Genomic DNA, 11786 nt, shown 5'->3' with positions numbered 1-11786 from the left:
TGTGGGCAAGGGCTCGGCGGAGCCGCACAAGACCAAGGTCGCCAAGGTCAGTTGGGACCAGGTCCGCGAGATCGCCGAGACCAAGAAGTCCGACCTGAACGCCAACGACATCGACGCCGCCGCCAAGATCATCGCCGGGACGGCCCGGTCGATGGGCATCACCGTCGAATAACCGTCACCGACGGGTGGGAGGGCCAGCTTCGGCCCGCTTGACAACCACAACCAACCACGAGATTGGATACCTGATGAGCAAGAACAGCAAGGCCTACCGCGCCGCCGCGGAGAAGGTGGACCGCGACAAACTGTACAGCCCGCTGGAGGCGGCCAAGCTGGCCAAGGAGACGTCGTCGGCCAAGCAGGACGCGACCGTCGAGGTCGCGATCCGCCTCGGCGTCGACCCGCGCAAGGCCGACCAGATGGTCCGCGGCACCGTCAACCTGCCGCACGGCACCGGCAAGACGGCCCGGGTCGCGGTGTTCGCGGTCGGGGAGAAGGCCGAACAGGCGCAGGCCGCCGGGGCCGACATCGTCGGCAGCGACGACCTGATCGAGAAGATCCAGGGCGGGTTCCTCGACTTCGACGCCGCCATCGCGACGCCCGACCAGATGGCCAAGGTCGGCCGCATCGCCCGGGTGCTGGGTCCGCGCGGCCTGATGCCCAACCCCAAGACGGGCACCGTCACCCCCGACGTCGCCAAGGCCGTCGCCGACATCAAGGGCGGCAAGATCAACTTCCGGGTGGACAAGCAGGCCAACCTGCACTTCGTCATCGGCAAGGCGTCCTTCGACGAGAAGAGCCTCGCCGAGAACTACGGCGCCGCGCTCGACGAGGTGCTGCGGCTCAAGCCGTCCGCGTCAAAGGGCCGGTACCTGAAGAAGATCACCGTCTCGACGACGACCGGCCCGGGCATTCCCGTCGACCCGTCGATCACCCGCAACTTCGCCGAGGCGTAGTGAGTCGGCGCCCCCAGGGTGCCGACGAATGAAGCGTGCCCGCGCCTGTGGCGCCGCCAACCGCGCCTGAACCATTAGACAAGTTTCAAACGCGATATCGCCCGCGATATCGGGTCTGCAATCGGAATGGCGGCTTCCCGGGCGCTACCGGTGTGACTGGTGTGGCGAAAACGCTTAGCTGCCGCATTCGGCGATGCGGCGTCGCGGAAACGCCCGACCCGGCTCGGATCCGTTGGCTTCCAAGGCGGCCCGGTACCAGGCGACGGCCTCGGCCGGTCGCCCGGCGCGCCGCAGCAAATCGGCGCGCACCGTCGCGACGAGGTTCGAGCGGGCCAGCCGGGCATCGTCGGCGACCTCGTCCAGGCCGGCCAGCGAGCCGTCGCGGAACACGACGGCCAGCGCGCGGTTGGCACGCACCACCGGCGAGCCGGTCAGCCACGCCAACCGGTAGGCCACACAGATCGCCGGCCAATCCGTCTGCTCCCGGGACGGCGCCGTCGCGTGCAACGCCGCGATCACCGCCTGCGGCAGGTACGGGCCCGCAGCCCCCTCGGCCCCGGTCCTGCTCCTCGAGCGGCACCAGCGCCCCGGCTTCGCTGGAGCGAAGCCGTGTGCTTTCACTCTCTACCTGTCCCACGAACGGCGCGGCACCGTTGCGACCAGCTAGGCGGCCGCCCCCGGCTTGAGGTAGGTCACCAGGCTGCAGTCCAGCATCTCGTCGGAGAAATAGTGCTCGCAGCCCCGCAGGTACTTCATGTAGCGGTCGTAGACCTCTTCGGAGGTGACCTCGATGGCCTTCTCCCGGTTTGACTCCAGCGTGTCACCCCAGATGTGCAGCGTCTTGATATAGTGGGGACGCAGCGAAAGCGGTTCGGGCACAACGAAACCCGCCTTCTCGCCGCGCTCGACCATCATCTCGGTGGAGGGCAGCCGGCCACCGGGGAAGATCTCGGTGACGATGAACTTGATGAAGCGCGCCGTCTCCCAGGTGATTCTCTTGCCGCGGGCCGCCATCTCGTAGGGGTGGTAGCTGACGCTGCTCTGCACGGTCATCCGGCCGTCGTCGGGCATGATGTCGAAGCACCGCTTGAAGAAGTCGGCGTAGTTCTCGTGCCCGAAATGCTCGAAGGCCTCGATCGACACGATCCGGTCGACCGGCTCGTTGAAGTCCTCCCAGCCGTGCAGCCGCACCTGACGCGAGCGGGTGGTGTCGAGCGCGCCGAGCACCTGCTCGCAGCGGGCGTGCTGGTTCTTCGACAGCGTCAGGCCGATCACGTTGACGTCGAAGCGCTCGACGGCCCGCTTCATCGTGGTGCCCCACCCGCAACCGATGTCGAGCAGCGTCATGCCCGGCTTGAGGTCCAGCTTGTCCAGGTTCAGGTCGATCTTGGCGTACTGGGCCTCTTCGAGGGTCATGTCGTCGCGCTCGAAATACGCGCAGCTGTACGTCCGGCTCGGATCCTGGAACAGCGCGAAGAAGTCGTCGGAGACGTCGTAGTGGGCCTGGATGTCCTCGAAGCGTGTCCGCGTCTTGGTGGGGCTCTTCGGTTGCTCAACCATGCTGTGTTGTTCTCCTGGGTGATGTTCGTTGCAACCATACCCACTGCGCCGTGCGCTCCCGAAATACGCTGGTCGGCACGAGAGCCTCACTTTGCCAGGGTGAACTGGTTGCAGTCGATGTAGCCCATCCGGAACGCGTTGGCGCATCCGGTCAGGTACTTCAGGTAGCGCTGGTAGACCTCCTCGGACTGGATGGCGACCGCCTCGTCGTGTCGTGCCTCCAGTGCACCGGTCCAGAGGTCGAGGGTCCTGGCGAAGTCCGGCTGCAACGACTGGACGCGGGGCACCGTGAAACCTGCGTTCGCCGCGTGCTCTTCGACCGTCTCGATCGTCGGCAGCCGGCCACCCGGGAAGATTTCGGTCACGATGAACCGGATGAACTTCGCCATCTCCATCGTCAGCGGGATGCCGCGCTCGATGACCTGCCTGACGTGCAGCCCGGTGATCGAGTGCAGCAGCATGACGCCGTCGGCGGGCAGGGCGTTGTAGACGAACTTGAAGAAGTCGTCGTACCGGTCGAACCCGAAGTGCTCCAGCGCCTCGATGACGACGATGCGGTCCACCGGTTCGTCGAACTCCGCCCAGTCGCGCAGCAGCACCCGTCGCGACCGGTCGGTGTCGATGCCCTCGAGAACCTGCCGGCAGTAGGAGTGCTGGTTCTTCGACAGCGTCAGGCCGACGACGTTGACGTCGTAGCGCTCGACGGCGCGCTTCAGCACCGAACCCCAGCCGCAGCCGATGTCGAGCAGCGTCATCCCCGGCCGCAACCCCAGCTTGTCGAGCGTCAGGTCGACTTTGGCGAGCTGAGCCTCGTGCAGGGACATGCCCTGGTGCGGGAAGTAGGCGCAGCTGTAGGTGCGTGTCGGATCCACGAACAGCGCGAAGAACTCGTTCGACAGGTCGTAGTGTGCCTGCACGTTCTCGAGATTGGAGTCATGATCCGACCGCTTGAGCGTGGTCCCCACCCGGTGCTCGAACATCGTGGCCTCCCGACCGGACCGGCACCTTTGCTCGATGCCGTTGCGGGCACCCTACTCGCGGTCGGGCACGAGCGATGGATTCAAAACACGCTTGCGGGGGATTTCTCGATTCGGGTCAGCTGATCGTGTAATCGGTCAGCGGGAAGCGCGACGCCTCCCGCACCGCGTTGAGCACCGACGTGGGCCGCAGCAATGACGCCCTGCCGGTGGGGTCGAAGTAATAGGACCGCGAGGTGGTGCAGTCGCCCGCGTGGAAGACGGTCTTGTCGAGGCGTGCGGTCATCCGATCCATGAACCGCGCCATCGCCCCCTCGGTCACCTCGAACTCGGTGGCTCCCCGGCGCTGGAGCTCACCGAAAAGCCGGTCCATGTGCCGCATTTGATATTCGACGGTGTTGAAGAACGACAAGCTGGAAAACGCGAACGGGCTGGCCAGGCTCAACAGGTTGGGGAAATACGGTATGGACACTCCCTGGTAGGACTGGAACCCGGCATCGCGCCACCATTTCCCGAGGTTCCGCTCCTTTCGGCCGACCACCTCGAAGGCGGGGAAGTTGGCGTCCCAGAGGTCGAAACCGGTGGCCAGCACCAACGTGTCGATGACGGTCTTGTGCCCGTCGACGGTGACGATGCCGTCGGGCTCGATCCGCTCGATGCGGTTGGTCTCCAGATGTACGTGGGGCTTGGCGAAGGTGCGATAGTAGCTGTTCGACCAAGTCGGGCGTTTGCAGCCGAAGTCGTAGTCGGGCGTCAGCTTGCGGCGCAATTCCTTGTCGCGGATCGCGATGAAGCGGTTGATCTTCGAGAGATCCGACGCGGCGATGTTCAGCCGCCGCAAACCGCGGTAGTGCAGCGCACCGTCCAGGATCACGTCGAAAACGGTGTCGGTCACCTGCCTGAGGGCGCGCTGCACAAGCGGGATCTGGGCGAACACCCAACGCAGCCAGGCCGGGATGGCGAAGTCGATCTTGGGCACCACATGGATCGCGGTGCGCTGGTACACCGTGAGGTCGGAGGCTTTGGCGGCCAGTTGGGGAATCAACTGCACCGCGGTCGCCCCGGTTCCGATGAGCGCGACGCGCCGCCCCTCGAACTCGTAGTCGTGATCCCACGCCGTGGTGTGGACGATCTTGCCGCCGAAACCCTCGATGCCGGGAATCTGCGGTGTGTGCGGCTGTGACAGGAATCCGGTGGCGGTGATCAGAAAGCGCGTCGTCAGGCCGTCGCCGCCGGCCAGTGCCACCCGCCACACGTGAGCGTCCTCGTCCCAGCGCGCGCTCTCGACGGTCGTGTCGAACCGGATGTGGCGGCGCACGTCGTACTTGTCGGCGACGTCTTCGGCGTACTGCCGCAGCTCGGCACCGGGCGGAAACAGCCGTGACCAGTGCGGGTTGGGCTCGAACCAGTACGAGTAGGTGGTGCCCGGAACGTCAACGGCCAGGCCCGGATACCGGTTGAGGTACCAGGTGCCCCCAAGGCCGGGCTCGCGTTCCAGGATCGCGATGTTGTCGTATCCGAGCCGTTTGAGCTGTATCGCCGCGCCGATGCCGCCGAAACCGGCACCGACGATGACCACGTCGTAGCCGGGCCGGACGTCATCGAACGGCGTCCGCGTCGTCCCCGGACTCGTCGGTTGCTCGGACATGCTGGAAATGCTCTCCTGGTTTACGTTCGCAGCGATGCTACCCAGCGGTCGCTTGTTTGCCAACGCGCCACGACGGCGGCCGCGGCGGGCGCCGAACGGAAAGCGATCCCGGCCGCGAAAGCGCCACAGCGTCGAAGACGTACGAGGTGGGGACCGTCGGCGCATGCGCGCCGGACGAGCTGCGCTCCGTGCGAACCGTCGGCCGAACCCGAAGTGGCGCAGCGGGATCCGGCGGCGCGCCGTGGGCGGCCGCCCTCACTTCGTGAGCGTGTACTGGGCGACGCTGGAGATGCCCTTACGGAACAGGCCCGCGCAGCCGGTGAGATAGCGCATGAAGCGGTCGTAGACCTCTTCGGATTGGACGGCGATAGCGCGTTCGCGGTTGGCCTCCAGGTTGGCCGCCCACATGTCGAGGGTCCGGGCGTAATGGGGCTGCAGGTATTGGACCTGCTCGATGGAGAACCCGCTGTGGCGTGCGTTGTCGACGATGTCGGGTTCGCCGCACATCTGCCCGCCGGGGAAGATCTCCTTGCCGAGGAAGCGCAGGAAACGCAGGTCCGTCATCGTGATCGGGATGCCGTGCTCGTGCCAGTATGACTGCGGCCGCGTGAAGATGCTGTGCATCATCATCCGGCTGTTGTCGGGGAGCGTCTTGTAGGCCCAGTCCCAGAAAACGGGCCACCGCTCCTTCTTGAACGCGTCGAACGCCTCGAAACTGATGATCCGGTCGACGGGTTCGTCGAACTCCTCCCAACCCTGCAGCCGGGCCTCGGCCCGCCGGGTCGTCGGAATCTCGGCCAGCCGATCTCTGGTGCGCGCGTAGTGATTTCGGCTCAGCGTGATCCCGATGACGTTGACGTCGTATTTCTCGAGGGCTCGGACCACGGCCCCGCCCCAGCCGCATCCGACGTCGAGCAGCGTCATTCCGGGCTCGAGGTGCAGCTTGTCCAGCCCCAGGTCCAGCTTCGCGAGCTGCGCCTCTTCCAGCGTCATGTCGTCGCGCTCGAAGTAGGCGCAGGTGTAGACCATGTTGGGGTCGAGGAACAACGCGAAGAAGTCGTCCGAGAGGTCGTACGTCGCCTGCGACTCTTCGTAATAGGGTTTCAGGTCGCTCATCGTCAACCATCCTTCCAACGCCACGATTTTGGCCCTGACAGAGTTCCCACGGAATTCGCTCCCAACCCCGTGAAAATCCCGGCCGACCGACCTCAGCTGGCCTCGGCGAAATTGCTCGTCAGCACGCCGATCAGCCGATCCCACAGTTGTTGAGGTAGGTCGTGGCCCATGCCGTCAAACAAGAATAGTCGAGCCCCGGTGACGGCGCGCGCAACGGCCCGGCCCCCGGAGGGGCGCATCAGCTTGTCGGCGCGGCCGTGGATCACGACGGTCGGCGCGCCGATGCGCCGGTTGTACCGCGTCAGGCTGCCGGTGCCCAGGATCGCGCCGAAGTGCCGGGCGACGCCTTGCGGGTAGTAGCTGCGGTCGTAGCCCTCGGCGGCTTCCGCGCGGACCTGTTCCTCGGTGGCGCGGAAGCGCGGGCTGCCGATGATGTTGGTGACGCGCACGGCGTTGTCGATGATCACCTCGCGCGGTGAGCCCGGCGGTGGGCCCTTGAGGAGCGCCAGCAACGCGCGCGGGGCCGGCGGCGGCAGGAACGGGCGGTTGTTGCTGGAGAACAGGATTCCCAGCGTCCTGGTCCGTTCGGGGAACCGCGCCGCGAAGACCTGGGCGATCATGCCGCCCATCGACGCCCCCACGACGTGGGCGTGCTCGATGCCCAGGTGATCGAGCACCGCGGCGGCGTCGCCGGCCATTTCGTCGAGGGTGTAGTCGGCGTTGCAGCGCAGACCTACCCAGAAGCGGGCCAACCGGATCGGTAATGGCTGCCCGGCGCCGCGATGCTCGGTCTTGCTGGACAGGCCGACGTCGCGGTTGTCGTAGCGGATGACCCGCAGCCCGTGGCGGACGAGCTTCTCGCAGAAGGCGGTCCGCCACAGCAGCAGCTGGGCGCCCAACCCCATGATCAGCAGCACGGGCGGATGGTCGATGTCGCCCATGTCCTCGTAGTAGAGCTTCAGGTCACCGGCGGGAGAGGACGAGACGGCGTGCCCGCTGCGTATTTCCATCGGTCTCGGACTTTGCATCGATCTCGGTCAGGCCTCGAGGTCGGAGGAGTGCTCGCGGCTGACCTCGACCATGAAGTTGGCGAAGTACCCCGTCAGCTGCGGGTCGGACATCATCTGCCACTTCGGCGCCAGCAACTTCATGTACCGCTCGACGTAGAGGAACTGCTTGCCGATCAGCACGAGCTCGCGCGGCAGCTTGACGTCGTAGGCGTCGGCCAGCGCCGAGAGCTGCCGGCCGATGTCGGCGTACGACAGGTCGCCCAGGGTCTGCAGCGTCAGCGGGGTGGCGAAGCGCTCCAGGTCCTTGGCGGCCTCGGCCTCGGGCCTCATCGTGCCGACCGCGCCCATCAGCACGACGATCTTGCCGGCCGCGGCGTGGTCCTTCTTGACCAGCAGCGCGTACACGAGTTCGCGCAGCAGCCAGCGGGTCCGCGGGTCGATGCGGCCCATGATCCCGAAGTCGAAGAACACGATGCGGCCCGCCTCGTCGACGTAGAGGTTGCCCGCGTGCAGGTCGCCGTGGAACAGCCCGTGCCGCAAGCCGCCCTCGAACAGGCTGAACAGCAGCGCCTTGACCAGCTCGGTTCCGTCGAAGCCGGCCTTGCGGATGGCGGCGGCGTCGTCGATGCGGATGCCGTGCACCCGCTCCATCGTCAGCACCCGGTCGGTGGTGAAGTCCCAGTGCACCTCCGGCACCCGGATGCCCTGGCCCAGCGGGGAGGCGTGCAGGTGGGAGACCCAGGCCTCCATCGACTGCGCCTCGAGGCGGAAGTTCAGCTCCTCGGCCAGGTTGTCGGAGAAGTCGGCGACCACGTCCTGCGCCGAGAGCCGGCGGCCCAGCTTGGCCAGTTCGACGGCCTGGGCGAAGCGCTTGAGGATCTGCAGGTCGGCGGCCACCCGGCGGCGGATGCCCGGCCGCTGGATCTTGACGACGACGTCCTCGCCGGTGTGCAGGGTCGCGTAGTGCACCTGGGCGATGGACGCCGACGCGAACGGCTCCTCCTCGAAGGTGGCGAACAGTTCGGCGGGTTCGCGGCCGAGCTCCTCGACGAACAGCTTGTGCACCTGTGCGCTGTCGGCGGGGGGCACGCGGTCCAGCAGGCCGCGGAACTCGCGGGACAGCGATTCGCCGAACGCGCCGGGGCTGGACGCGATGATCTGTCCGAACTTGACGTATGTGGGGCCGAGGTCGGCGAAGGTCTGCGGGAGCTGCCTGATCACCTTCTGCTGCCACGGCCCCCGTCCCGGCAGCGTGGTGAGGAAGCGGGCGGCGGCGCGGGTGACCTGCCAGCCGGTGACGGCCACCCGGGCCGCCTCGGCCGGCAGGGGCACCCGGTCCAGCCTGGCCACCTCTCGGTGTTTGGTAGAGCTCATTCCAGCAGTCTGCCAAACCGGCGGTGTCAACTCCCAATCTCTGCGGGGCCGCTCACCGGCTCCAGGGCTTGACCCAGCCCTGGATTTCCCAGCCCTCACGCGCGGCGACCAACTCGTACATGGTGGCGCCGTCGATGGTTTCGCGCACGATGTCGGCGTGCCCGGCGTGCCGGGCCAGCTCGTTGATCACGTGCAGGATCACCCAGCGCACCGACCAGGCCCGCTGGTTCTTCGGGAACCACGGGATGTCCTGCGGGACGGGCACGGCGGCGTCGAGGTCGGCGGTCTCCACCAGCCGCAGCGACGCCGCGTTCTGTATTTCCAATGCCGCCAGCAGCCCGGCCAGCGTCTCGTCGGGCCGCATCACGTGCTGGTCGGCGAACTCCGCCGCGATCTCCTCGAACGGCCGGGTGTCCTTCGGCGGCGCGCCCGGCGCGGCGGCGACGCGGGCCATCCAGCTGCGCTGCATCCCGGTGGCGTGCTTGACCAGCCCGCCGATCGACAGGGCGCTGGCCGACGGTGCGGACCGGGCCTGCTCGTCGCGCAGGCCGTGGGACACGGCGAAGTAGGCGCTCTGGTGGAAAGCCAGGAACTCGCGCAGGGCGCTTCGTTCGTCGCTCACGGGCGGTGCGAGTGCGGGCATGGGACGATCCTTCCCCGTAAGGTGCGGGCATGCAGGTGGTTTCGGCCGATGCGACCGATCTGTTCGTCGGGCCGCCGGATGCGCCGCTGCAACTGGTGCGGGTCACCGTTTCCGGGTGCACGCGCCCGACGCCGGTCCGCATCGACGGCGACGGCCTGCGTGGGGAAGCCGTCGCGGCCGCCGGGCAGGAGGTGGTCGAGGTTGCGGTGGTGGTGGAGCGGCCGGTGGTCGGTGAGCGGCGCGCCGCCCGCGTCCAGCCGTCGGGCAGGTCGTTCGAATTCACCTTCGAGTTCGTGACAGCCGAGCCCGGCTGGACGATGTTCATGGTCAGCCACTTCCACTACGACCCGGTCTGGTGGAACACCCAGGGCGCCTACACCAGCGAGTGGACCGAGGACCCGCCCGGGCGGGCGCGCCAGCGCAACGGCTTCGACCTGGTGCGCGCCCACCTGGAAACGGCCCGCCGCGATCCCGACTACAAATTCGTGCTGGCCGAGGTGGATTACCTCAAGCCGTACTGGGACACGCGCCCCGAGGACCGGGCCGACCTGCGCCGGTTCCTGGCCGAGGGCCGCGTCGAGGTGATGGGCGGCACCTACAACGAACCCAACACCAACCTCACCAGCCCGGAGACGACCATCCGGAATCTGGTCCACGGCATCGGTTTTCAACGTCACGTGCTGGGCGCCGACCCGGCCACCGCGTGGCAGCTCGACGTGTTCGGCCACGACCCGCAGTTCCCCGGGCTGGCGGCCGACGCCGGCCTGACGTCGAGTTCGTGGGCGCGCGGCCCGCACCACCAGTGGGGCCCGGCCCAGGGCGGTCCCGAGACCGGTGGCCTCGATCGCATGCAGTTCAGCAGCGAGTTCGAGTGGATCTCGCCGTCCGGCCGCGGCCTGCTCACCCACTACATGCCCGCGCATTATTCGGCGGGCTGGTGGATGGACTCCGCGAGCACGCTCGCCGAGGCCGAGGACGCCACCTACGCGCTGTTCGGACAACTCAAGCGGGTCGCGCTGACGCGCAACGTGCTGCTACCCGTCGGCACCGATTACACGCCGCCGAACAAGTGGGTCACCTCGATCCACCGCGACTGGGCCGCCCGCTACACCTGGCCGCGTTTCGTGTGCGCGTTGCCGCGGGAGTTCTTCGCCGCGGTGCGCGCCGAACTGGCCGGGCGCGGGTGTGCGCCGTCGCCGCAGACCCGCGACATGAACCCGATCTACACCGGCAAGGACGTGTCCTACATCGACACCAAACAGGCCAACCGGGCCGCCGAGAACGCCGTGCTGGCCGCCGAGCGCTTCGCCGTGTTCGCCGCGCTGACGACCGGCGCCGAGTATCCGCAGGCCGCGCTGTCCAAGGCGTGGGTGCAGCTGGCCTACGGGGCGCACCACGACGCGATCACCGGATCGCAGTCCGACCAGGTCTACCTGGACCTGCTGACCGGCTGGCGCGACGCGTGGGAGCTGGGCCGCGCGACCCGCGACAACTCGCTGGCGCTGCTCTCGGAGGCGGTGAGCGGGGACGTGACCGTGTGGAATCCGCTGGCCCGGCAACGCACCGACATCGTGACCGCGCGGCTCGACCGCGCCGCCGCACCGGGGGTGCGGGTGGTCGACGCCGACGGCGCCGAGGTGCCCGCCCACGTCGGGCACGACGGCCGGTCGGTCACCTGGCTGGCGGCCGACGTGCCGTCGCTGGGCTGGCGCGCCTACCGTCTGGTCCCCGGCGGGGAGCCCACCGGCTGGGAGCCGGTGCCCGGATCCGAGATCGCCAACGAGCACTACCGGCTGGCGGTCGACCCGGCGCGGGGCGGGGGCGTGGCGGCGCTGCGGCACGGTGCCCGGCAGCTGATCGCCGACGGCCGGGTCGGCAACGAGCTGACCGTCTACGAGGAATACCCGGCGCACCCGACGCAGGGCGAGGGCCCGTGGCACCTGCTGCCCAAGGGGCCGGTGGTGTGCTCGGCCGATTTCCCCGCGCGGGTGCAGGCCTACCGCGGCCCGCTCGGCCAGCGGCTGGTGGTCCACGGCCGCGTCGGCGCGCTGCTGCGTTACACCCAGACCCTGACGCTGTGGCGCGGGGTGGCGCGGGTGGACTGCCGCACCACCGTCGACGAGTTCACCGGTGCCGACCGCTTGGTGCGCCTGCGCTGGCCGTGCCCGGTGCCCGGCGCCATGCCGGTCAGCGAGGTGGGCGACGCCGTCATCGGGCGCGGTTTCGCCCTGCTCGGCGACCGGGAACGCTCGGTGGACACCGCGCAGCACCTGTGGACCCTGGACAACCCGGCCTACGGCTGGTTCGGGCTGTCCGTGGCGGCCCGGGTGCGCGTCGGCGCCGACGCGCGGGCGGTGTCGGTGGCCGAGGTGGTGTCGCCGGACGAGACGACCTCCGCGCCGCTGGCCCGCGAGCTGATGGTGGCGCTGGTCCGCGCCGGTGTCACGGCCACCTGCAGCGGCGCCGGCAAGCCGCGCTACGGCCACCTCGACGTCGACTCCAACC

General features: G+C 68.3%; 10 protein-coding genes and 1 pseudogene. 3 read left to right on the top strand and 8 right to left on the bottom strand.

The window, feature by feature from the left end:
- Together AC2VOR_RS01950 and rplA are read left to right on the top strand one after the other, a co-directional pair.
- A partial coding sequence (locus tag AC2VOR_RS01950; RefSeq protein WP_486963106.1) for an uL11 family ribosomal protein occupies window positions 1–172 on the top strand: 172 nt, incomplete at its 5' end.
- A 73-nt stretch (window positions 173–245) separates the two neighbouring features.
- Window positions 246–953 (top strand): 50S ribosomal protein L1, encoded by a 708-nt coding sequence (rplA, locus tag AC2VOR_RS01945; protein ID WP_369740669.1) that lies wholly within the window; start codon window positions 246–248, stop codon window positions 951–953.
- Window positions 954–1127: 174 nt separating this feature from the next.
- On the opposite strand, the pseudogene AC2VOR_RS01940 reads toward rplA, so the two are convergent.
- The 8 genes and pseudogenes from AC2VOR_RS01940 to AC2VOR_RS01905 all read right to left on the bottom strand — a co-directional run.
- A pseudogene (locus AC2VOR_RS01940) lies at window positions 1128–1577 on the bottom strand (RNA polymerase subunit sigma-24); the annotation flags it as partial.
- Between the two features lie 39 nt (window positions 1578–1616).
- The gene (gene mmaA4, locus AC2VOR_RS01935) at window positions 1617–2513 is read right to left on the bottom strand and encodes a hydroxymycolate synthase MmaA4 (RefSeq protein WP_369740668.1); all 897 of its coding nucleotides are present in this window, start codon (window positions 2511–2513) and stop codon (window positions 1617–1619) included.
- A gap of 86 nt (window positions 2514–2599) precedes the next feature.
- Complete coding sequence (locus AC2VOR_RS01930) at window positions 2600–3493, bottom strand: cyclopropane mycolic acid synthase family methyltransferase (protein ID WP_369740665.1); 894 nt, start codon at window positions 3491–3493, stop codon at window positions 2600–2602.
- Between the two features lie 115 nt (window positions 3494–3608).
- A complete protein-coding gene (locus AC2VOR_RS01925; protein ID WP_369740664.1) occupies window positions 3609–5138 on the bottom strand; it encodes a flavin-containing monooxygenase in 1530 nt (509 codons plus the stop codon).
- A gap of 255 nt (window positions 5139–5393) precedes the next feature.
- A complete protein-coding gene (locus tag AC2VOR_RS01920; protein ID WP_369740662.1) occupies window positions 5394–6254 on the bottom strand; it encodes a cyclopropane mycolic acid synthase family methyltransferase in 861 nt (286 codons plus the stop codon).
- 92 nt (window positions 6255–6346) lie between these two features.
- On the bottom strand, window positions 6347–7264 hold the full coding sequence (locus AC2VOR_RS01915) for an alpha/beta fold hydrolase (RefSeq protein ID WP_369740661.1): 918 nt from the start codon (window positions 7262–7264) through the stop codon (window positions 6347–6349).
- Window positions 7265–7291: 27 nt separating this feature from the next.
- Complete coding sequence (locus AC2VOR_RS01910) at window positions 7292–8638, bottom strand: ABC1 kinase family protein (RefSeq protein WP_369740660.1); 1347 nt, start codon at window positions 8636–8638, stop codon at window positions 7292–7294.
- 52 nt (window positions 8639–8690) lie between these two features.
- The gene (locus tag AC2VOR_RS01905) at window positions 8691–9260 is read right to left on the bottom strand and encodes a DinB family protein (RefSeq protein ID WP_486963105.1); all 570 of its coding nucleotides are present in this window, start codon (window positions 9258–9260) and stop codon (window positions 8691–8693) included.
- A gap of 50 nt (window positions 9261–9310) precedes the next feature.
- On the opposite strand from AC2VOR_RS01905, the gene AC2VOR_RS01900 reads away from it, so the two are divergent.
- On the top strand, window positions 9311–11786 hold a 2476-nt coding region (locus AC2VOR_RS01900; protein WP_486963104.1), incomplete at its 3' end, for a glycoside hydrolase family 38 N-terminal domain-containing protein.

The sequence above is a fragment of the Mycobacterium sp. TH-M103 genome (assembly GCF_057473785.1).
Note: the sequence above shows the minus strand (reverse complement) of the source record. Positions and strands in the feature narration are given on the sequence as shown.

Excerpts from the sequence above, each read along its gene's own strand:
- mmaA4 (WP_369740668.1), bottom strand. The coding sequence starts at position 2,513 with ATGGTTGAGCAACCGAAGAGCCCCACCAAGACGCGGACACGCTTCGAG.
- AC2VOR_RS01925 (WP_369740664.1), bottom strand. The coding sequence starts at position 5,138 with ATGTCCGAGCAACCGACGAGTCCGGGGACGACGCGGACGCCGTTCGAT.
- AC2VOR_RS01920 (WP_369740662.1), bottom strand. The coding sequence starts at position 6,254 with ATGAGCGACCTGAAACCCTATTACGAAGAGTCGCAGGCGACGTACGAC.
- rplA (WP_369740669.1), top strand. The coding sequence starts at position 246 with ATGAGCAAGAACAGCAAGGCCTACCGCGCCGCCGCGGAGAAGGTGGAC.
- AC2VOR_RS01930 (WP_369740665.1), bottom strand. The coding sequence starts at position 3,493 with ATGTTCGAGCACCGGGTGGGGACCACGCTCAAGCGGTCGGATCATGAC.
- AC2VOR_RS01915 (WP_369740661.1), bottom strand. The coding sequence starts at position 7,264 with ATGGAAATACGCAGCGGGCACGCCGTCTCGTCCTCTCCCGCCGGTGAC.
- AC2VOR_RS01910 (WP_369740660.1), bottom strand. The coding sequence starts at position 8,638 with ATGAGCTCTACCAAACACCGAGAGGTGGCCAGGCTGGACCGGGTGCCC.